Annotated in this window: 3 protein-coding genes; all 3 read right to left on the bottom strand. The window is 65.4% G+C overall.

Translation table 11 applies throughout. The features are described from left to right. Nucleotides 1-69 precede the first annotated feature (69 nt). Genes GC146_RS01995 through GC146_RS01985 form a run of 3 tightly spaced genes read right to left on the bottom strand, consistent with a single transcriptional unit; the run spans nucleotide 70 to nucleotide 24,378 of the window. Nucleotides 70-1,737 (bottom strand): POTRA domain-containing protein, encoded by a 1,668-nt coding sequence (locus GC146_RS01995; protein WP_291833632.1) that lies wholly within the window; start codon nucleotides 1,735-1,737, stop codon nucleotides 70-72. Nucleotides 1,738-1,762: 25 nt separating this feature from the next. Beyond that, complete coding sequence (locus tag GC146_RS01990) at nucleotides 1,763-23,689, bottom strand: leukotoxin LktA family filamentous adhesin (RefSeq protein WP_291833629.1); 21,927 nt, start codon at nucleotides 23,687-23,689, stop codon at nucleotides 1,763-1,765. After that, nucleotides 23,689-24,378 (bottom strand): hypothetical protein, encoded by a 690-nt coding sequence (locus GC146_RS01985; protein ID WP_291833625.1) that lies wholly within the window; start codon nucleotides 24,376-24,378, stop codon nucleotides 23,689-23,691. The genes GC146_RS01990 and GC146_RS01985 overlap by 1 nt, the downstream gene beginning before the upstream one ends. Between the last annotated feature and the right edge of the window lie 47 nt (nucleotides 24,379-24,425).

Below are 24,425 nucleotides of genomic sequence, written 5' to 3'. Positions count from 1 at the left end.
AAGTAATCATTTCTGAGTCCCCACGGCGGGCGCTCTGCCGCCGAAGGGATGCAAGGCGTTCAGCCCGGCCTAGAAGGCGTTGACGGTGACGCGGGCATAGATTTCGGCGCCCTTCTGGTTGTCGACCGACTGTTTCAACGGCACGCCGATGCCCAATTCCAGCTTGGCATTGTTGGGCAGCTGATAAGATATCCCCGCGCCGGCCGAGACGAAGAACACCTTGGACGGGAACGTGGAATAGACCGCGCCAAGATCAACGAAGCCGAAGACATCCAGGCCCTGCCGCACGTTGTCGAGCGACTTGTGCGCCTCGAACTGGCCGAAAAAGCCGCTGTCGCCAGCCTGCGCGCCGGATGGGTAGCCACGCACGGTGCCCGATCCACCGACCTGGAACAGCAGGTCACCGGGGATGAGCTTGGCATCGGTATATTGCCATGCGCCCGCACCGGTCAGCGTGATCGCATCGTTGAGGCGATAGCTGCCGTTGAACGACCCGGTGAACAGCGTGATGTTGCGGCTCGACGGCTCCAGATTGTCCTTGGTGAAGGCGCGCACGATCTGCGGCGCCACGTTGAACGAGAATTTCGCGCCGGTGTGCGAGATCGACAGGCCAAGGCTGGTGCGCGTCGTCTCGGCATCGACCAGCGGCGTGGCACCGGAGGTCGAGTTGGAGGTGCCATAGGACAAAGCACCCGACCCGATGATCGTCCAGCCTTTGTCGAAATACAGCGGCTGGCTCAACGTCGCGCTGACCGATTGCGATCGCCCGCGGATGTCGAGCGAGGCCGTGGGACCACTGATCGTGCGTACCACGGACCTGCTGTAGGAAAGGGCCAGCCGCGTCCCCACAGGCGTGATCGGGGTGTCATAGCTCAACGTGCCGGCCGCGCTGCCGGCGGCGAGCGTGGCATAGGCGATCAGGTTGTCATCGGTCGTCCACAGGCCGTAGCGGTGGTAATAAACCCCGCCCTCGCCCTGCCCGGTCGAGGGGATGCCCATGTTGTCGAAGAAGAACGACAGTTGGTTGGTCCGCGGCTCTGTCAGTTGAAAGGCGATGTCGGTGGTCCCGAACTGCTCACCCGGCTGCAGCGACATGCGCAGTTGCACGTCATAGACCGCGTTGAACCGGGCGATGTCGCGGGCCGCGGTCGGCACGTCCACGACGTTGCCAGCCGTCGTCAGGTGGATGCGGTCGAGCACGAAGTTGTCTGGCACCTTGTCGCCGCCCGAAACGGCAACGCTGCCCAGCCGCCCTTCGACAAGGTTGATCTTGAGGACACCCGCGTTCAGCGTCTGCGGCGGCAGCACGGCACTGGCCGTGACCACGCCCTTCTTCTCGTAAAGATCGTTGATGTCCTGAACCAGCTGCTGGATCTGGCTGAAGTCAACATTGTGACCGATGTATTTTGCCGTGATCGCATCCAGCTCGGCCTGGCTGATGAAGGCAGAGGGCGGGGTGATGTCGACCGCCTTGAGCAGCACCGTCGGACCGCCCGGCGGCACCCTGTCGCCGCGCGCACGTTCGGGGCTGATGACAACCGGGCCGCTGATCCGGCTGGCGCTTTCAGCCTGCAACTGCTGGGCGCGAAGCAGCGCCTGCTGTTCGGCAGTGGTGGCAGGGTTGACCGGGGTGTCGGCGAACGCGGCCGTCGCGGCCAGAACCCCGATGGCGCCAACGTAGCCTGCAAAGCGCAGAGGGCGCATCCCGAGCGCCCCGCGCGATGATTTCTGTGCCACTGCCCTGCTCCTTTTTCTTCGCGCTTTACTGCGCGCTTCCTAGCTGCACGGCCGGCCCCTGTCCACCGACCACCCCGATGTCGTAGGGCACTCCGTCGATGATCAGTTGCTGTCCGTCCACATAGACGACAGTGCCCGGCGGCAGGACCTGATCCATAAGCCAGAACAGCGAGCCCGGCCCGGTGCCCCAATCCTCGCCGTTACGCATCACCCGGATGGTATCGCGCACAAGGCCTGCACCGTCGAAGACCGGCACCGGCAACTGGTTGGCAGATTGCGGCGAGACAACGTATTGCACCACGTAGGCATTCGAGATGCTGTAGTAGTCCTGCAGGTTCAGGTAGAACTTGAACGTCGGCTCGTGGAACTGCACGTCGGCGTTGTAATGCGGCGCGGGCGTCCGATCGTCAAAGAGCAGCACCTGCAGCGGCGTTGTCAGCAACAGCGATCCGGGCACGTAAGCGTCGGCGATCGAGACCGACCGCGCCGTGGTGCCCAGCACGGTATCGATGAACTTCAACTCATCAATGCTGAGGCCAGCCGGGGCGTCCACCGTCACGTTGGCCATCGTGCCCACCGAACCGCGTCCGCCGGTCAGCGTCATCAGCAGCGGATCGGGGCCCGAGGGCACCTGCGTGATGCCCGCGGTCACATTGCCGCCGCGCAACACGATCGAAGTTGCGACCCGCACGTCGGGCAGTGTCAGATCGCCCGTGGCGTCGAAGGTCATCGTCTTGCCGATCACCGTGCCGATGCGAATGTCGCCGGCATAGGTATCGGACCCCGCCGTCAGATCGACGTTGTTGCCCGCCTGCAGCAGGGTTCCGATGATGTCCTTGCTCGAGTCGAAGATGGCGTCGATCCCGGCGACGATGTTGTCGAACTGGATACCGTTGCCATTGAGGTGGACCGAGCCCGCCGCATCGATCGAGCCGCCGGTGATGGCGCCATCAGTCGAGGTGATGACGACATCGCCTGGATCGCCCGGCAGGGCGCCGGTCGTGGTGATCTGGGTAAAGCCCACGTCGTTCAGCGCCAGCAGGGTCTGCGTGCCGGTGCTGGTCGAGGTGCCGACGGTCAGCGCGCCACCGGTGGTTTCCAGATGCACCGTGCCCGGCCCGCCAGTTCCTGCATGGACCAGATCGGCCACGAGATCACCGGGCGTGACGATGCTGGCATTGCCGCCAGAGGTCATCGTCTGGGTGTGGAAGCTGCCGCCGCCGGTGATGTCGATATTGCCCGTGGTCGCCTCTAGTGCGGCATCGGTGACGTCGAGCGGGGTCGTCACGTCGATGTCGCCGGTAGCCGCCGTCAGGTCGATCTTGTGGGTCTTGATGATCAGCGGGTTGGGGGTGTCGGTGGTCAGGATGATCGGATCTTCACCCTCGGCGACGACGCCATCGAAGGGCCATGCCGCTTGCGGGAAATTGGTCCGCGTCTGATCGCCAATGCCTTCGCCGGCGGTGATCTTGACCAGCGCGCCGGTGCCCAGCGCGGTGATGTCGGTGCGTGCCGAATCGTGCCCGGCCAGCACGTGGCCCGCGGCGCCGATGGTGACGTTCGCACCGCTGGTGATGCCGGTGACCAGCGCGTCGCCGGTCGTGGTGGTGATGCCAATGCTGCCACCTGTCGCCACCATTGTCGCGCCGTCGAACATTTGCATCGAGCCGGCAATGACGGTGATGTCATCGCTGACCGACGCGTTGACCTGCGCAATGCCGGTCATCGCCAAAAGGCCGCCAGAGATCAGTTGAACCGGTCCGGCCGTAGAAACCTGGCCGTTGAGCACCATTTCGTCCGCAGCCTGCAACGAGATCGCGTTGGGTGCCAGCGCCGACTGGATCACGAAGGCATGGCCATACGGGCCGTAAAGCGCGATCTCCCCATGTGGCGCCGAGGCGGTGATGCCGCCCTGGAAGTTCACCCCGACATTGAGGGCGGTGCCAACCGGCCCCGTTCCCTTGATGTCGCCGTTCTGGGCGGTCAGCGTCACGTCGGTGCCGAGGATGTTGATCAGAAGGTCGTCATTGGCATTCAAGATCGAATCCGCGGCAAGCAACGTCACGTCCTTGGGCGAGTAGATCGTGTCGACCAGCGCCGTTCCAGCCATGTCGAGATCAATGCTGCCCTGTGCACGCGCAGTGATCGTGGCATCCGGCAACAGGGCCAGCCGCATCGGCGAGAAGTAGGTCGGGCTCAGCGGGTTGCTGCCCGGGACGATTCCGGTGCCGATACCGCCCTGTGCCGATTCGAGGATCAGGTCGCCAGTTGCGACGATGCCAGTGGTGCCGGCATTGGCGATCGAACCCTGCACCTTGATCCGGGTATTGCCAGGCACACTGACATTGCCCAGAAGCGCCGACCCGCGGGAGGCAAGATAGGCGATGCCGGTATCGGGCGTGCCGGTACCGCTGGTCCCGGGCGCGTCGGTGACGCTGACGTCGAGCCGTGTGGTGGCATCGAAGTTCAGCGGTCGCTTGGACAGCACGCGGATGGTCAGGTTCGAGGCATCGACGAGCCCGTCAGCGGCGGCGTTGAAGGCCGCGAGTTCTGCCGGCGTCATGTCGGCTTCGTCCAGCCCGAGCCGCACGATCGTGGGCGTCGAGAGGATGCCCAAGGTGCTGGCCGCATCGTATTCCGCCTGCTGTTGCGGCGTCGGATCGGACGGCAGCGTGATGGCGCTGACCACCAGTTCGAGGTCCGGCCGCTCGGCTGTGACCAGCGCGATCTTCTGCGCGGGCGACAGCGTGCTGGGATCGATGTCGGCAGCAATATCGACGCCGGGGCTGGAAGTGGTGCCATTCACGGTCTCACCGATGCCGATACCTGCCGTTAGCGACACGGTCCGGCCCGAGACGTTGGGCGCCTTGATGACAGGATTGGTACCCGTGATCGTCTTCAGCGCACCGGGCGAAAGCGACAGGGCAAGTTGCCGTTCGCTCCAGTCGCCGCCATGCGACAGCTGGTCGATCTCGTCCGAACCGGCGACATACTGGAACGACTTGTCGTAGGTCGTGGTCAGGTCGCCGACCTCGGCATTAAGGGCATGGTAGCGGTCGGTTTGTGCCTGCGCGAAGGCGGCCGGATCAACCCCTTGATCCACCAGCGCCTTGTAGCGTGATGACGTCGGATCAATCACGACGCTGAAGTTCGGATCATAGACCGTTGGATCAGACTGCAACATGCGGATCTGCCAATAGGTATTGTAGTCCGCGGTCCGCCCGTTCTGGTAAGCGGTGATGGCAAGGTTGATCTTGTCGTTGTTCTCTGGGGACCCACGCACGAGGCCAAGCGAATCCCAGAAGCCCACAAGCTGATCCCAGGTCCGCGAGTCGATCGCTTCGGCCGGGTTGTTGTCGAGGATCTGGCCCGCCGCACTGAGCGCCACGTCGCCACCGATCGAGACGACCTGATCAAGTAGCATGTTGCCATGGGTATTGCTCGACCAGACACCCGATGTGATGCCGATATCGCCCGCGGCCAGCGCACTCAGCCCGTAATAGGGGTTCATGTTCATGCCGGGATTCAGCACCGGATCGCCGAAGTTGCGGCCGTCCAGCGAATACCCGGTATTGACCATCAGCGGCGTGGCGATCGAGCCGATCTCGCCGTTGAGCGAGGTCAGGCTGACACGCGGCGCCTGGATATAGGCAACCGACCCGCCATCGATGAAGTCTGACGTGGCGGCGGCGCGGATATTGCCCCCGACGTTGATGTTGACCTGGCCGATGCCGGTCGGCAGCCCGCCACCCGTCAGGGGCGAGCCCGCGGCGGTGACCTTCTCGATCAGGACCGAGCCTTGGGCTGTGAGGTTGACGTTGCCTGCCGCCGCAGTTGCCACGAGGGCCCCCGTGGCGGGCACCAACGGGTCGGTCGGCGCGGCGCGGTTCATCTGCACCGGAATCGCCTGGCCCGAGGTACCGACAGAGCCGGCCGCCGTCAGCTTGATCCGATCACCGGTGATCGTCGCTTGCGGGTTGGCCGCAAAGATCGAACTGGTCCCGCCATTGGCAGCGATTGTGACCGAACCGGCCGCAGCCGTGACATCATCGCGCAGTGTGACGTTCGAGTTCGAGGTAACGTTCACCGCCGCATTGTCACTGCCGATGAAGTTGATTCCAATCGGGAAATCGGCCCGGATCGAGTGCGACTTGATCGTCGTGTAGTCCTGCGTGATCGTGTAGTAGGACGTGACGGTCGAGTAGATGCAGAGCGTCCACCAGTTACAATCGCGCCCTGACGACCCGTCGAAGTGCGAGTTGATCCCAGTCTGGAACGAGAAGTCGCCAGTGACGACGGAGTCGGCCGTCGGCGAGCCCTGATCGAGCGTCGAGTTGGCGACGTAGCTGTAGTAGTTGGTGTCGGTCTTGGCGAGTGCCGGGTTACCGAAACTGTCGTTGAAGAACGCCGTCGTGCCCGTCGGCGTGTTGTCCTGGCTGAGGTAGGTGCCGTCGGCCAGGCGCGTCGTCGTCTTGGTCACCTGCCCGGTCGCCGTCAGCGTCGAGTAGTTGGTGATCTCAAGCGAGGAAGACCCGAACAGCTGACCACTGGTTGTGGATACAGCCACCGTCGCGGTGTTCTGCGAACTTGTCGTCCAGATGTAGCGCTGATTGTCCGGCAGATCGAAAGAGGTACTGCGGGCGTCCGCGCCGCCGGCATCACTGCCGGTCAGAACCGTCGTCATCAGCGGGTTGCTGCCATAATCCAGCTCGCCTGTGACCGGGTCGATCATGCCGTCTTGCAAGGTCCGCACAATCGAAGCGCTGCCGGTCGTCACGTCGTAGTTGCGCGTATAGACCGCGTGGGTGAAGGACACCTGCGACGGCCCGTTGGGCACCACGCTGCCATCGCTGGTGACGGTGTAGGGCGAGACGACGTGGGTGATGTCGGTGATGTCGATCTTGCCTTCGGTGCCACGGCCCACCGTGCCGGTGGTATCGGGGCCGGCATTCAGCGTCTGCAGCACCAACGGGATGTTGGTGGTGTTGGTGACGTTGATCGTGCCGAAGCCGTCCAGCACGTTAAGTTGCCCACCCGCCGAGGCGGTGTTCATCAACTGGCCATAAATCTGGATATAGCCGCCATGCACCTCGGTGCCATCGACAACCAACTGGGCATGGTCCACATCGTAGCCGACGCCGATATTGCTGCCCGACGTGATGACCGCGTAGGTCTTGTTGGCATGGCCCGCGTTGGCATAGGCCTCGGCCTGGGCAATGGTGAACTCCAGCCGCGGCGAGAACGCCGTGCCTGACTGGTAGTTTTGGATGTTGATCAGCTGGCCCTGACCGCCGCTGTCGGAGATCGTATAAAGCGGATCGGGCGCAGGTCCGTTCTGGCCCCCGGCCGACCACGCGACGATCGCGTCGTTATACTCCTTGATCGCGTTCGCCAATTCCGTCTGGTTCAGCCCGGTCGGGTTGAGGTCGAGCTTGATCGATTGCGTGCTCGCTCCCGAGAGGCTGCCATTGACATAGGCGGTCGTCGACACCGTCGACGGCGAGGCCGACGAGGTGAGGTTGGCTATGTAGGTATCAAGCGCAGCCTGCACGTCGCTGGAGTTCACGCCGATCGTGCCAACATCGGTTGCCGTCAGCTTGAAGCCGTTGGCGATGTTGACATCCCACTGGGCAATGCCGCTCTGGATCGTCGAGTTGATGTTGAGATAGCGCGCACTGATCGACACTGCACCGTTGACGATGATGCCGGTGCCAGCCTCGGCCGGGTTGACCGCGTTGTTGAACCCGGCCGGGTCGCCGCCGACATGGTCGAAGCCGTTGACGTAGCTCGACACGAAGTCGCCATTCTTGGCGAGGATATCCAGCGATGCGGCCTCGATCGTGCCATAGACGAAGATGTCGCCCGCCTGACTGGTGATCGCCACACGCCCGTCGGGGTTCTTGATGTTGCCGTTGACCACGATATCGGGCGACGGCATCAGCGTGCTGACCGAAGGATCGGTGCTGAGCGGATTGTAGAAGACCTGGCTGGCCGGGTTGTAGTTGCTGTTGATGATGACCTGCGGCTGACCGCTGACCAGACCGGTGACAACATTGGCGAAGTTCGCCGTGACGTTGCCCGCGTTCAGTGGGTCGATGTCGGCACTGGCATTCACCATCACGCCGTTCACGCGGACATGGCCCGCGTCATAGGATGGCATGATCATGTTGTTCAGCTTCACCGAGGCGGCGGTATTGTTGTCCACCTGGATCTTGGCATCGCCGGGCGCCGACAGAATGCCGGTGCCCCCGCCTGTGACCACGCCACCACGAAGGGTGATGTTGCCAAGCCGCGCCGCGATGTCATCAAGCGTGATCAGCACCGTCGTCGGCGCCGAGGCGGGCGTCGTCGAAGCGGTGGCCTGCGCATCCTGGGCATCCTTGATGATCCCCAAAATGTTCGCCGTGGTGCTGGCAAAACTGTCGATCGAATAGGCGTTGACCGGCGTCGGCGAAATGCCCTTCAGCACGCCGATGGTATCGCTGACGCTGCTCTTGTAAGTGCTAAACCCGGTTGACAGCGTGCTGACTGCAGTTTTTGCGTTGCCCATGGCCCACAGCGCACCGCCGCTGTCGCTGGTCGATGTGGGCGCGTAATTCAGATTATTGACGGTGCTGTTGTCTGCCGAGGTTTTGGCGGTGTTGACCAGATAAGTCAGGTCGCTGTTGAGCCCGTTCATCAGGGTCGTCAGGCTGTCGGCATTAGTCTGGATCGACGCATTGTTCGTCGCGATGTCGTCCAGCAGGCTCACCATCTGGGCCTTGGCGTTATTGACGTCGCTGGTCGAAGACGCCGCGTCGTTGATGATGGCGATCTGTGCGTTGACCTGGGTCTGCAGCGACGCGTTGGTGTTCTTGAGCGAGTTGATGGCGGTGCGATACGTGTTCGCGGTGTTCAGCTTGCCGCCGATGCCATTGTAGGTGTTGATGAAGGACGCATTGTAGGCCGGGTTCGGAATCTGGTGCCCGTGGCCGTCGTCGATGGTCGGAGGCTGAGAGTAGATCGACGTGAAGTTGTGCAGCGTCGTGATCGTCGATTTGACCGAATTGCCGTAGGCGACGTAGTCCTGCGACGTGCCGTTATCGATGATGTCCGTGATGACCGACGGAATATCGGCGTTGACGACATTGGCCTCAAGCTGGAACACGTTTGTGACGTTCGTCAGGATGCCCTGCTGCGTGTTGATCTGCTGTTGCAACAGATCGTATTCCGAGCTGCCGGTCAGGTAGGGTGTCAGTTCGAACGCGCCGTTGGGGCCATTGAAATCGCCCAGACCCATCGCCACCAGCTTGTGGTGCAAGAAGGTGATCTCGTTGCGATAGGCGCCCAGCGCCACGGTATCGCCCTTTGCCTGCTCCATCAGGATTTCCAGCTGCGCCAGTCGCTGCAGGATGATCGAGTTGTCGGGGCTGACCGTGGTTGGCTGCTGGTAATCGATGTTACCGGTCAGGCTGTAGCAGGTGGTCAGGTGCGGATCACATCCGCCGACATAGTCGATGGTCAGCGACTTGAACCGTTGCAGACCCGTCGCGACCAGCCCGTTAAGGGTCAGGAAGGTCGAGCCGGTGCTGCTGACGGTCCCACCGTGGTAGTCGAAGGACACGTCATCGCCGCCGAAGGCATTGCTTACCGCACTGGCAAGTTTCGCCGCCGCCTCGCGATAGATGTCCTTACCGGTACCCAGCGCCGACAGCGTCGTGGTGCCACGATCGGCCGCAATCGTGATGTCGCCGGCCGCAACGATCCCGATAAGTGGCGGACCGCCGGGCGTGGTCGTGCCCTGCGTGACATGCGCGTTGTCGACGAGGATCGACTTCGGGTCGGGGGTGCCGCTGATCGGAATCGCGGCATTGTTGAAAAGATCCAGCGTGGTGGCCAGCCGATACACGGCCGCCGTGCCGTCCGGTCCGTCGCCTGCAAAGATGTTGATCGTGCCGTTGGTCGGTGGCGTGATCCCATCCATCGGGTCAAGGCCGTTGGTCGCTTCGATCCGCACGTTCTGGCCGATCGCTACCGCATTGTTCGCGGTCATCACCGCGTCAGCATTGCCCGAGGGCGCACCGGCAACACCATAGGTTGTCGCCGCGGCGCGCCCGTCCATGTCGGCATTGCCCCAGGCCGCGATGTAAATGTCGCCAAGATCGACGACGATATTGCCATTATCGCCGATGTTGACGGTCGCATTCTGGATCGCGTTCATCGCGACCGAGGCCGCAGCCGTCGCGACAAGACCGCCGGAATCGAGCTTGGCTTTCTGGTGAGCAATCGTCTCGTTGTAGGCTTCAAGCGTCAGCGCCGAGGTGCCGGACGTGGGCAGCATCAGCCGGATATCGGCATTTGCGCCGATGTTGGCCTGGGTCGACTGGGTTATCGTCGCGGTCGAACTACCAGCAGGCAGGTTCACAAGGCCGCCCGAACCGGAATCGACGTTCCAGCCTGCGTTGTTGACGTCGAAAGCCGAGGCCGCCGTCCCACCGGGGAACAGGTCGAACGGAGTTTCCCCGACGAAGAAGTTGTGAACCAGATTATGGGCCACGACCGAAAGGCTGGCCGCCCGCACATAGGCGTCGTCGCCGAGGTAGGCCGAAACCGTCGCGCCGACGCCATGCACCAGCTGGGCACCGCTGGCGCCGACCAGCGAGGCCTGGGTGCTGTCGACGGTTCCGCCGAATACTGCGGTGTAGGTGGCGTTGACGTCCATCAGGCCATTGCCAACATCGATCAGGTACTTGGCCGAAGGACTCGTCGTGTCGGCATAAGCCTCTGTCGTGCTGGTATTCGAGGTGACGGCCTTGGAGGCCGCCCCGGCCACCACGCCGCCCGAGCCGGCCGTGGAGCTGGAGGTGTTGCTGTCCGTCCCCGTCGCCGTGATGTTGAGCGAGCCCGCCTTGACGCCGGACATGTCGATCATGGCCGCGCGCGTGGTCGAACCGGAGGCCGAGGAGGCGTTGTTGCTGCCCACGGCAACGACCCCGCCGACAAAGCCGCTCGCGTCGGAGTCCTGTGATGTCGAGACTTCGGAGTTGATGTTGACTGCACCCGTGGCGTTGATGCCGCTGTCCGAAACGGTGGTGATCGCGGTGACGCCGCTGTTGCTGGCCGCGTCGCTGCCCGCAACGCCCACAAGGGCGCCCGCAACGGCCTCCGCGACGGCGGAATTGTTGTTGTTCAACACCTTCGCGCTGATCCAGATGGAACCGCCATCGAGGATCGAACCGCCATCGACGGTGGTGGAGACGTCGGTGAAGCCGGACGAATGCGAGACCGAGACGCCGGCCGCCAGCCCACCAGCCAGCGCCGCGCCGCCGGACGTGGTGCCAGTCGTGTTGCTGATCTGGGCCGCGCTGGTGATCGCGCCTGTTGTGTAGATATGGGCCGCGTGCATGGCCGTGCTCACGGCCCCGTCGATCGACGCCATCGCGACGGCACCCTGCAGCGCAACGCCGATGCCGCCGCCTGCGGCGATCGTGTCGGATGTCGTGCTGGCGGTCCCGCTTGCGCCCAGCGAAACGCTCGCCGCGCGATGGCTGCTGTCGCCGATGCTCATCCCCAAGGCAGGGTCATGACCGGTCGCGTCGGCCCCCATCGCGGCCTTGGTGTTGCCACCGATATCGCCCTCGGCCCACGAGACACCGGCCGCCCCGATGATACCGACAGACACACCGTACGCCTTGGTGGTCAGCGAGCGGGTCGAATCCGCGTTCACGGCAGCCGTACCGCCGGTCAGGGTGATCGTCGCGCCGTTGATATAGGCATAGGTATCGGAATCGTCCGAAACCACCGAGACCGCGGCGGCCAGTCCGAACCCGCCCGCGGCACCGACGCCTGTCGTCGTTTTCAGCGTGTGCGATGTCATCGCCAGCATATCAAGCGAGGCGGCATTCACCTGTGCCGCGCCCGACATCTGCGCCGTGTTCGTCGTGTCGACGCTTTGCACAACGATACCGGCGCCAATGCCGGCGATGCCGACGCCCACCGCACCGGCGGTGAAATCGGTGTTCAGATCGTCGCGGCTGCGCAGGGCCAGTGTGCCCCCCGCCGAAATATGTGCGCTACCCATGTTGGCCGAGGTGCCCGCGGGTACGCCAAGGCCGACATTTGCAGGATCAAGCGACACGCCCTGGCGGGCCGTTTGCGCCTGCGAACTGGCCGAGGCGATGCGTGGATCTGTGTCCGGCCCGGTGAATAGCGAACTGACGCCGTTGCCGTCGCTGTCCTTGGTCTGGTCACTGGCCTGTTTGGTGACGTCGGACATGTTGTTCTGTCCGTCGCTGGCATCGCCCAGCTTGTCGTCGGCCGTGCCGCCCGGGGTGATGCCATTGCCGTAGTCGTAAATCGCCACCGCGGCAGCAACGCCCACGACACCGCCCGCACCCGAGACGATGACCGAATTGCCCGCCTTGTTCGACAGGCCACTGACAAGGACATCGTTTTTGGCGTCCAACGTCGCACCGTCGCCAATCGAGGCGCCGGTTGTGGTCTTGATCACGCCCACGTCGACGGTGCCCGCGATCCCGGCAAAGCCCACGGCAAGGCCGCCGGCATAGACGCTGGTGATGTTGGTGTCACGTGCGGTGACCACCACGTCCTGCCCGCCATTTGCGCCCGATTGCGAGGCGTCCTGGTTGATCTGCGCGTTGTCGCCGATCGAGGCCAGCGTGGTAATGTTCTGCAACTGCACAGTCACCACGCCGCTGATACCGGCATAAAGGCCACCTGCCGCCGAGGCGGCGAGGGTCAGCGTGCTTTCGCCCGAGGTCGCCGCGACGTTGATGCCGCGGACCGCCGATGCCGAGGTCATCGAGCTGCCGTCATAGGCGTTGAAGGTGTTGCCGCTGCCGGTACCCAGCGCCGTCACGTTGGCGCTTGCGGCGATGTCGGCTGTCGTCGTCTTGGTCAGCGATACGACGCTGACCGCGCCACCGATGCCCGCCGCGCCGAAGCCGATGGCCACGGCACCGTCCATCGAGGCGATGCGGGTCTGATCGTCGGCCAGAACCTGGACGTTGCCACCGGCGACGGTCGTGCCGGCCAGTTCTGCGGTGGTGGTATCTGTCATCGAGATCACGCCAACGCCGCCGGCAAGCCCCACCGTGCCACCGCCGCCCAAGGCAGCGTCGAAGGTCACGAAATCGGATTGCGCGCGGGCCGTGACGTTGACGTTGCCCTTCGCAGCCATGTTCGCACCGCTATCGACCGTGGCCATCGTGGTGGTGTTGACCACCGCCACGCTGACGCCTGCGCCCGCGCCGGCTGCGCCGCCGACGGCCGCCGCACCGGCAATACCCATGTCATAGGTATCGTTGGCCGCGGCCACCGTGACGCCCTGCGCAGTCGCCGGCGTTCCGGTCATCTTGTTGATCAGCGCGGCTCCGATCGTGGCGCGGGTATCGGAGCTCAGGATCGGCACGTTGGCCGACAGCGCGACACCCACCGAACCGCCGCCGCCAAAGCCGATCTCCAGCGAACGGACCGAGGTCTTGCCAGCGGCATTGACGATCACACCATGTCCGGTCTGGGTCTGCGCCGCCGAACTGCGGCTCTTGGTCAGCAGGGCAAGCCCGGTGTCGCGGGCCGCCGCCGCCGTCAGGCCCACGTCACTGGTGGCGCTGGCATTGCCGGCCGAAATTCCGGTGGAGCTGTCCCAGTCGGGCAGGTCGGCACCTTGGAAGTTGTCGGCGATAGAACCAAAAGACACCGTGAAGTCAGACACATAGGACGTGCCGGAGCCAAAGCCCAATGCCGTGACCGCGGCGCCATCGGCGATGCTGGCATGAGTTGTATTATCGATGATCACGATGCCCGCCGAGGCGCCAACGCCTGCGCTGCCGCCGGCGCCGAGGCTGCCGGCCAGCGCATCCAGCGTGGCAAAGTCGTTGGCCAGGACCGCCACGTCGTCGGTGGCCAAGACGGACGCGTTATGACCAATGCTGGCGGTCGTCGTATCGGTGACCGTGTAAACCGCAACGGCCCCAGCAAGGCCCGCACTGCCGCCGACGCCCGCGCTGATGGCGATGACATTGATGGCCTCGCCGCTGCGGGCGTTCACCTCGACATTGTTGGCAGTCACGAACGCATCATCACCGATGGAGGCGCTGACAGTTTTGGTCAGCACGCCCACGCCGACACCCGCACCCGCACCGACCGACCCGCCGACGCCTGCGGCGCCGGGGAAGGTATCGAGGGTGCTGTCATCGGTGGCGGCGATAGTGATGTCGCCTACCGACGAGCCCTGCCCGATCCGGGCATAGTTGCCCATCAACGCCTCTGTGGTGGTGTCGATGACATAGACGCCCGCGCCCGCGCCGACACCGGCCGTGCCCGCGGCACCGCCTGCAACGGCGAATGTCTTTGCCGTTTCTGTCGCATGCGCCCCGATGTCGAGCGCGCCGCCCTCGCTGACGGTCACGCCCGTCCCGGCAGAGGTGCCATCCGCCATCGCGGCGCGGGTGACGTTTTCGACCGTCAGGACCGAGGCCGCGGCGCCAACGCCCGCGCTGCCGCCCACACCCAGCCCGCCCGCGACGCTGAGCGCGTCGAAATCGTTCGTGGCGTCAAGGCTGACATCGCCCGCGGCCCCAACCTGCACGCCTTGGCCCATCAGCGCCTGCACCGTGTTGCCCGAGACCAGCACGGTGGCCACGCCTGCCACGCCGACGTTGCCGCCGCCCGAGGCGCTGATGCCGACCACATCGAAGCTCTGGCTGGCATCGGCTGTCACGCCGACGGCGCCCGCGCTAACAAGATGCGTGCTGTCCGCAAGTTCCGCCGTCGTGTGGCCGTGGCTGACGATGACAGAGCTGGAGACACCGACACCAACCTTGCCGCTGAGCGAGACGGCGCCCGACAACGCCTTGGCATCAAACTCGTTTTTGGCCGCGACGGTGACGTCGCCGCCCGCGGTATTGACCGTGGTGGTGGCAATGACGGGCGTGCTGGCAAGGCTTTTGCCGACTGCGGCCGAAGCGGAATCGTTGAACACCATGACCGCGAACGAGCCTTCGACGGCCACCGTGCCCGAAGCGGCCGCCGCGCCGCCGATTGCCTCGGTATAGTAGTTGCCAGCGCCGAAGAGCGGCTGGTTGACGATGTTTTCCTGGAAGTTCTTCAGGTCGGTGAAGTTGAAGGTCACCCCCGGCGGGATCTTCTCGTTCGTCGCGGTGACCGACAGGGCGTCCGAGGTGATGTTGGTGCCGGCGCCGACATTGGCAGTGTAATTGTTGTCGGACACGATGACGGCGACAGAGGCGCCGATACCCACATTGCCCGACGTGGTCGAGACGCTGGTCGCCTTGGCCGACATCCGGCTGGTATTGTCGGCGCTGACCGTGACATCGCCCACGCGGCTGACGTTGCCGATGTTGACGTTGTCGCCGATCGTCGCGCTGGTCGTGGTATTCGACACATCCACCGCAAGCGCGCCCGCGACGCTGACCTTCTTGGACGATGCCCCGGCGAAGGCCACCGCGCCCAAACCGTTGCGGAAATCGGTCTTGCCCGGCTCCTGCCCCATGTTCTGGCTGGTATCGGCAGTAACGTTGATCGCGCCGGCGCTGGCCACGGTCGCCCCATCGGCGATGCTGGCGCTTGCCACGTTGTTCGAGATCGACAGGCCAACGCCAACGGCCACGCCGATATTGGCGCCAGAGGCCCTGCCATCGCCTTTACTGGCAAGGTTGGTGTCATTGCCGGCATTCACGTTCAGATCGCCGGTCAGGTTGACCGTCACGTCGCCAAGGCTGGCCGTGACCATATCCTGTGCCACGGCCACGCCAACGGCGGCGGCCACCGTTACCTTGCTGCCGCCATTGCCGGTTTCCTGGCTCGAGCCGTCGGTGCCCTTCTGGTAGTTCTCGGTCTCGCCCAGCGTCTGGGTGCTGGAGGCGTTGGAGGTTTCAGAGGGCTCCTTGTCCTTGCCGCCGCCCGCACTGGCAGTGGCATAGGCCTCGTAGCTGCGCGCGGAAGTGGCCGAAATCGTCAGCGCATCCGCGGTCAGGTCACGGGCCAGCGTGGCGGATGTCACGGAGGTGTTCTTGAGGTCGGTATCCTGGGCACCATTGCCCGAGATAACGGCAACTGCAGCGCCAACGCCGACTTTGCCGGCCTTGGCCTCGCCGGTACCGGTGGCCTTGTTCTCGCCGGTATTGGTGGCGGTGATCGAGACATTGCCTGCCGTGGTGGTGGCAGCACCAGTACCGATCCGCGCCGTCGTCGTTTCGTCGAGCAGCGCAAGCGCGACGACCGCGTCGATCGCGATGCCGCCTTCGGAACCTGCCTTGGCCTCGGTTTCGGTCGAGATGTCCGAAACGGCGGACACACTGATCCCGGCGCCGTTCGAAAGGCCTGCGCCGTCCATCACCTCGGCATTGGCGGTGGTAGTGATGAGGTTCAGCGCGACCGAAGCGCCAATGGCCACCTTGCCGCCGGTCACGTCGCTGTCGTCCTTGGGCGTCGCGCTGGCCGAAGCGGTCATCCGCTGGTCGGCGCCGATGACCACGGTATCGCCCCCGGCATCGACAGTGGCGCTGCCCGAGATCGTGGCGGTGGAGCTGGCGTGGATCAGGTTCAGCGCCAGTGCCCCGGCGATGCCCACCTTGCTGCCACCCGCGCCCGAGGTCGCGGCCGTGCTGAAGGTATCGACATGCGGCGCATCGGGCGGTGTGCCCTTCAGCGCCGTTACGGTGACGCCCTCGGCGGTGTAGGTCGCGGCACCAAGGCTGGCCGTATTCACCTCTGTCACAGCGTTCACGGCAGCCGCCGCACCGATCGAGATCTGCGATTCGGTGGCACTTGCATCGGCCGTGACCGTGCCATCGGTGCCATTGACGGCGGCGACGGTCAGCCGGCCACCCGCGCTGATGTTCTTGCCGTCGGGCAGGATCGCGGTGACGGTGTTGGAGGTGACATTCACGCCCACCGCCGCTGCGACGGATACCTTGCCCTCGCTCGACTTGGCCGAGTGGTCCTGACCCGAGGTCGCCTCGGTTCCGGCCTGCTGTTCGCTGTCGCCCACCCCGCTGGAGGTCTGGGTCGACTTGCCGAAGGCCAGCTGGTTGTCGACCTTGCTGTCAACGCTGTCGCCACCGCCATCGGTAGCCTTGTCGGAACTATCCGCGCCCTTGGCACCCTCGGCACTTGCCTTGACCGTAAGACTGCCCGTCGAGGTGCCGCTGGCCTTGAAGGACACGTCGCCCAGCGCATGGATCGACCTGTCAGTCGTCACCGACACGGTATCGGTGATCAGCGCCAGCGACAGTGCCGCGCCGACCGACGCCGTCTTGCCGCCGGTCGCATCGGCCGAGGCGTTGGTGGTTTCGGTCACGCCCTGTTCGGCCTCGACTTCAAGCGCGCCGTTGAGGTTCAGCGTATCGGCGCTGGCCCCGATCGTGGCTGCGGTGGTGTTGGTGGCCAGCGTCAGCGCCAGCACCGGCACGATGCTGACACCGCCCGCGGCACCCGCCTCGGCCTCGGTCTCGATCTCGTGGTCGGCCGTGGCCTTCAGCGTGATCTCGTCGGCATCGTCAAGCACGACGTTTTCGCCAATCCGTGCAACCGAGCGGTTGCCGACGATGTTGATCGCAACGGACGCACCGATACCCACCTGCCCGCCGGTCGTACCTTCCACCGGAAGGGCCTTGGCCACTTCCGAGGTTTGCGCCGCCGAGGTGATCGAGACGTTGCCACTGTGCAGCGTCACCTCTGCATCGTCGGCGATGGTCGCCATGCTTTCGGTATCGACAAGGTTCAGGCCCAACGCACCGGCCACGCCCACCTTGGTGCCGCCGCCGCCCGAGGTGGCGCTGGCAAGGAAGGAATCCTTCCGTGTTGCGGTGCTGGTATCGTCGGCGACATAGGCCGCGACATCGAGCTTGCTGGCGTCGATCGTCAGGGCCTGCACGTCATGGGTGGCGGTGCCGAGCGTCGCATCGTTCTTGGCATGAACCACGTTGACCGAGACAGCGGCGCCGATGCCGATCTGGGTCTGGCTGCCCTCGGTGCCGACGGCGTCGGCCTTGGTGGTGATCTTGCCATCGGTGTTGGACGCGGTGGCGATGGTCAGCACGCCGGTGGGCGACGTGATGTCGACCCCGTCGGGCACGCCCGCGGTGACGGTCGCGTTCTGGATGTTCACGCCCACCGCCGCGGCGACGCTGATCTTGCCCTGCGAGGTTTCGGCGGAATGGTTTTGCGAGGCCGCGTCGGACGTCGCGGTCTTCTGTTCGGAGGTGCCGACATTGCCGTCGGTCTGCTTCTGCGTGGCGTCGGTCAGCTGCTTGTCGACCTTGTCGTTGACCGTCGCATCCTCGCCCGCGGGCGCATCGCCCGAGGTATCGGCCTCGGCGGCGCCGGCGGCACTGGCCTCGGCCGTCAGGTCGCCCAGCGAGGCGCCCATCGCGCGGATCGTCACGTCGCCGCCTGCCGAAAGCGAGCGTAGCGTGGTGGCCGTGGCGGTATCGTTGACGAGATTGATCGCAACGGCGGCACCGATCGCCGCCGTGCCGCCCGCGGCCTGACCCTTGGCACTGGTCGTTTCGCTGGCCTGCTGGATGGCGGTAATCGAAACGGCACCGGTCGCGCCTTGGACTGCCGGAAGCGTGCCCAACTGCGCCGAGGTCGTGTTGTTGACAAGGGCAAGCGACACCACCGGCGTGATGGCATAACCGCCCTTGGAGCCGGCCTCGGCCTCGGTGGTGATGGCATGGGTTGCGGTGGCCATCAACGTGATGTCACCCGCGCCGGCCAGATCGGTTCCGTTGCCGACACTTGCATCCGCGCGGTTGCCAAGGATGTTGATGGCAACAGACGCGCCGATACCCACCTTGCCGCCGGAGGCCCCGGTTTCATCCGGCAGCGCCTTGGCAGTTGTTTCGGTCCGGTTGTCAGCCGACAGCGAAACCGCGCCACTTCCGCCGGACAGCGCTACGCTGCCGCCCGCCGCGATGGTCGCCAGCCCCTCGGTATCGACCATGTTCAGTGCCAACGACCCGGCAATGCCCACGCTGGAACCGCCCGCGCCGGATTTGGCGCTGGCAAGGTAGATATCGCTGACCGGATCGGCGGTGCCGCCCGCCATGAGGACGGCCACATCAAGCTTGCTGGCCGTAACGTCGATCTTGCCCGCTTGCACCGCGCCAGTCCCGATGGTGGCGTCATTCTTGGCATGGACGACGTTCACGGCCACGGCCGCGCCGATTCCGACCTGCGCCTGCGCGCCCTCTTCGCCAACTGCCGAGCCATCGGCGCTGACCGAGCCGGTGGTATTGGCCGCCGTGGCGACAGTCAGCGTGCCGCCCGCGGTGATGCCCACCCCATCAGGCACGCCCGCGGTCACGGTCGCGTTCTGCACGTTCACGCCCACCGCCGCCGCAACGGTCACCTTGCCCTCGCTGGTCGAGGCCGAGCGGCCGGATTCGTTGCCGGCCGCGTCGGTGCTGGCGGTTTGCTGTTCGCTGTCGCCGACGCCCGAGTCGGCCTGCTTCTGGGTGGCCGCGGAAAGGCTCTTCGTCACCGTCTGGTCGACGCTGGAATCCTGGCCCGGCTGGGCCTCGCCGGAGGAATCGGCGGCCTTGCCACCGCTGGCGCTGGCCTCGGCCGTCAGTGTGTTGAGCGAGGCGCCACCGGCCTGAATCGTGACATCGCCACTCACATCGAGATTGCGCAAGGTGGTGGCCGAGACGGAATCGTCCACCAGCGCGACCGCGACGGCGGCGCCGATGGCGGCGGTGCCGCCGGCGGCTTGGCCCTTGGCGCTTGTCGTCTCGGTCGCGTGCTGCGCGGCCTGAAGGCTGACGGTCGCGCCCTGCTGTGCCACCGACGAGGTGCCCAGTTTCGCCGAGGTCGTGTTCGTTACCAGCGACAGTGCCAGAACCGGGGTGATCGAGATGCCGCCTTCCGAGCCGGCCTCGGCCTCGGTGGTGATGGCGTGGGTCGCGGTGGCCGACAGCGTAATGTCGCCCGCACCGTTCAGATCGGTGCCGTTGCCCACCGCGGCGGTCGAGCGGTTGCCGAGGATGTTGATGGCGACCGAGGCGCCGATGCCCACCTTGCCGCCCGAGGCGCCAGTTTCATCCGGCAGGGCGCTGGCGGTCGTGTCGGTCCGGTCATCTGTGCTGAGGGACACGGCGCCGGTTCCGCCGGTCAGGGTAACGTTGCCCCCCGCAGCGATGGTCGCCACGCTTTCTGTATCGACAAGGTTGATCGCGACAGAGCCGGCGATGCCAACGCTCGATCCGCCCGCGCCCGACTTGGCACTGGCAAGATAGGTATCGCTGACCGGGTCGGCGGTGCCGCCCGCCATCAGCACGGCCACGTCAAGCTTCAGAGCCGAGACATCGATTTCCGCCGCGTGCACCGTGCCGGTGCCGATGGTCGCATCATTCTTGGCATGCACGACGTTCACCGCGACAGCCGCGCCGATGCCCACCGCGGCAGGCGCGCTGCCGGCCTCGCCCACGGCGGAACCATCCGCGCTAACGGACCCGGTGGTGTTGGCTGCCGTGCCGACGGTCAGCTTGCCGCCAGAGGTAACGTCGACGCTATCAGGAATGCCTGCCGAAACAGTGGCGTTCTGGATGTTCACGCCGACCGCTGCGGCAACGGTGACCTTGCCTTCGCTGGTCGAGGCGGAATGACCATCCTCGTTCGCCGCAGCATCCGAGGCGGCGCCTTGCTGTTCGCCGTCGCCGACGCCCGCGTCCTGCTGTTTTTGCGTCGCGTCGGTGAGGTTCTTCGTCACCGTGGCATCGACGCTGGAATCCTGCCCCGTTTTCGCCTCGCCCGAGGAATCGGCCGCCTCGCCGCCACTCGCGCTGGCCTTGGCCGTCAGCGTGTTCAAAGACGCGCCGCCTGCCTCGATCGTGATGTCATTGGCGGCATCCAGGTTGCGCAGGGTGGTGGCCGAAGCGGTATCGTCCACAAGCGCCACCGCGACAGCCGCGCCAATGGCAGCCTTGTCACCCGCGGCCTCGCCCGAGGCCTTTGTCGTTTCGGTGGCATGCTGAGCGGCAGAAATCGAGATGGACTCTGCCTCTTGCGTTCCGGTCAGGGTGCCGAGTTGCGCCGAAGTGGTGTTGGTGACCAGCGACAGCGCCAGCGCCGGCGTGATAGCGATGCCCCCGGTCGCGCCGGTCTCGGCCTCGGTGGTGATCTCGTGGGTGGCCTTGGCGGACAACTCGATCGCGCCCGCGCCGGTGATGCCGGCGCCATCGGCGACGCTGGCAGTGGTCCGGTTGGCGACGATGTTGATGGCGACAGAGGCGCCCACGCCCACGTCACCGCTGACCCCGCCCGTGCTGGGCGTCGCACTGGCCTCGGACGTGGTTTCGCCCTCGCTTTCCAGCGTCACGTCGCCGGTGCCGTTGATTGTGGTGGTACCGCTGGCAATGCTTGCCGCGTTCTGGACATCAATCAGGTTGACGGCGAGCGAGCCCGCAACGCCGACGCTGGTGCCGCCCGCGCCCGAGGTGGCGGTGGTGGTGAAATCATCGGCGGTGACGGTCGCCGGCGCCTCCGGCAACTTGGCCGAGACGGTAACGGCGTCCGCTGTGACATCCTGGCCCAGCGTGGCCGCGTTGACGACCTTGGCAAGGTTGATGCCAACGGCCACACCCACGCCCACGTTGGATTGCACGGCAGACCCGTCGGCGGTTACCGCGGCGGCATTGCCGCTATCGGTGTGCAGCTGCAGGTCGCCGCCGACGGTGGCGGCGGTGGTCGAGGACATGCTGGCCGTCGTCGTCGACGTCAGATCCGAGATCGCGAGCGCACCGACGACCGAGACGCTGCCTTCGGACGTGCTTTCGGCCGAGGTGTATTTCGGGTCCGACAGGTATTCGGCCGCCTTGCTGCCCGAAGCCGGGCCGCTGGACGAGGCCCCGCCCGCCGTGGCGGCGGCTGTGGCGACGATGTCGTTGACGGTCGAGGCCCCGATATCGAGGCTGCCGGCCTGGATGCTGGCCGCGCCGTCGACCGTGGCGGTCGTGGTGGCATCGACGACGCTGACCGCGACGCTGGCGCCGAATGTGGCGGTACTGGGCGTAGCGTTGGCATGGCTGGTGACGGTGTTCTCGGCCGAAAGCGCAAGATCATTCGTGACCGTCAGCCCGGCACTGTCGCCGACATGGGTGGCTGCGGTGGAATTGACGGTCGAGACCGCGACGGCCCCGTCGGCGGTGGAATTGGCCGGCACCAGCGACTGGGTGTTGATCAGGTTGGAGGCGGTCGCAGAGGCTGCGAGTTCGGCGCTGTCGGCGGTGATCTGGGTGGTGCCCAGCACATCGACCGTGGCCGAAACGTTGGTGACCACGACACCGATCGGCAGCGGCACGGCACTGGCCGAGGTGGTGGCGGTGGCGGTCGCCGTCAACTTGCCGGTGGCGGTGATATTGGAATTGGTCATCGAGACCGAGGCTGTCGCTGTCGGCGTCGAGGCGATCAGCGTCAGCGGCGCCGCGGTGGCGCTGGCAAGCAGGTTGACGTCGCCGCCGGAGACGGTAGCCGCACCAATATTGATTTGCGCCGTGCCACCATTGGCCTCGGTCGCGGTGAAGGTCACGGTGCCTGCGGCGTTGACGCCGTCATTCGCGGTCACAACCGCGCCGTCCTGCAAGGTGATCTCGGGCGCGGTCAGGCTGATATCGCCCGCGGCGCCGGTGGTGCTGGTGGTGTCGATCCGGCCAGTGCCTGTTACCGTGATCGTGTTGTCAGCGACTAGCGAGACGCTGGCACCGCCAGTGACGTAGGTGGTGCCATCGTTGACCGTGATCTGGGCCGGGTCGATCAGCAGCGCGCCCGCCTTGCCAGTATCTGACCCCAGATCGATGTTGAGCGCGCCAAGGTTCACCACCCCGCCGCTCAGTTCGATGAAACCGCCGGGCCCCTTGGTGCCGCGCGCGGTCAGTAGCGCGCCCGACTTGGCATCCAGCGTATCATGCGCCTTTACGACGATCGCGCCACCCGGTCCGGCAGTGCCGTCGACATCAAGGATCGCGGTGGGGGCGATGGTGGTCTTGCCGCCCGACTGCACGCTGATCCGGCCGCCGCCGCCCGACGCGCCGCCCGACCGCAGCCGCCCACCGACATGCGCATTGCCTGCAGCGACGATCGAGATCACGCCGTTGCGGCTGACCATCTGCGCGCCCTCGGTCATGCCTTGCGAGTTCACCGTGGCGTTGAAACGCTGGCGCTGGGTCAGGTCCTTCCCGGTGGTCTGCGGGCCGTTCACCGTCACGCCCTGCCCTTGCAGGGTGATGCCGTCTTGGGCGTTGATCTGGCCCGAAATCGTGATGAAGCCATCGGCCGACAGCGGAATCTGACCGCTCATCAGGCGGCCGGCCTGTGCGTCGTTGACGCTGCCATTTGGACCGACGACCCCGTCAAGGAAGCTGTCGGTCGGCGTGTTGACGGTCAGCGAGCCGACGTTGACCACGCCGTTCTGGCCGACGATGAAGCCTTGGGAATCCGAGAAGTAGACGTTGCCGCCGATCTGGCCGTCCTTGTAGGAATTCAGCACGCCGTCGATCATCACCGAGCCGCCGCGCACAATGTTGACGAGGTTGCTCGCGCCATCGGGCACGTAGAGGTTGACGGTGCTGCCCGCGCCCTGCTGGAAGCTGGAGAAGGTGTTGAAGCCGGTCTGGTTCGAAACCGTGGCAGTGGTGATGGAGGCAGTCGACCCCGCGACGGTCACATTGGTGCGGGTACGGCCGTCAGCCACGATGTTGATGTTGGGCGCGGGCGCGGGTGCTGCCTCTTGCGCGCGGGCCACGACCGGTGCCAGGGCCGAAGTCAGCACACCCAGCGCAAGGCTGCTGGCGCCGAATTTTAGCCCTGCCGCGACCGAGCGGCGGCCGAGGCCCTGAACGTGGGGCGGTAAATGCGCGAAAGCGCCCGGCACGGGCGCGGCGCCAAGCTGCTTGCGGGATTTTTGTCGTCTGAAGGCTTTGCGAGGCATCAGAACGCTCCTTGTTGCAGCTTGAAGATGTCGGGCGCGTCAGGGTTGGCCGAGTAAAGCAGGTCAAGGCTGGTCGGCGTCAGCGTCTTGGCGCCGTCAGCGCCATCCGTGTAGGTTCCCTGCAGCAAAAGCAGGGTTGCATGACCTTGCGAATCCGAACCACGGAACATCAGCACCCCGGTCGGCAGCGCGACGTTGAGCTTGATCGAGTCAGGTTGGTAGCCCTCGGCGCGGAAATGGCTGCGCAGCACGTCGCCATTGTCGAACAGCATCTTCGGTGTCATCGCCGGGTCGGTCTTGGTGCTCCATGTCGCGCCGATCTGGATCAGCGCCTTGCTGGTATAGCCCAGCACGTACGAGACCTGCGCCGTGCCGCCATCAGGCAGCAAGTTGGGCACCGAGACGGTCAGGATCTTGGTGCGCTCCACCGCGTTCTCACCTGCGTTGATGTCAGCATCCTTGACACCGAAATCGGCGATGATGGCGGCGCGGACGGCGGCCTCGTCCATCCCGAACTTGGCAGATCGGAACCCGTCGATGACCAGTGGCGTTGCGGCCTGCGCCTGCGGCGCGGCGGAGGCCGCGGCGGGCGCATTCGCTTCGGCTTGTGCCGGGGCTGCGGCCAGAAGCGCCATGAAGGCGGCGAAGGCACAGGCGACGAATCCGGCAGGCGAGGTCTTGGTGGTCATCTTGTTCTGTCCCTTCGGGCCGTTCCGGCCTCAGTCGCGGCCCGGCG

Origin of the sequence: Limimaricola sp. (assembly GCF_016125575.1) — a bacterium.
Taxonomy (GTDB): domain Bacteria; phylum Pseudomonadota; class Alphaproteobacteria; order Rhodobacterales; family Rhodobacteraceae; genus WGLM01.
Note: the sequence above shows the minus strand (reverse complement) of the source record. Positions and strands in the feature narration are given on the sequence as shown.

Coding starts and splice junctions, on each gene's coding strand:
- GC146_RS01985 (WP_291833625.1), bottom strand. CDS start 24,378: ATGACCACCAAGACCTCGCCTGCCGGATTCGTCGCCTGTGCCTTCGCC.
- GC146_RS01990 (WP_291833629.1), bottom strand. CDS start 23,689: ATGCCTCGCAAAGCCTTCAGACGACAAAAATCCCGCAAGCAGCTTGGC.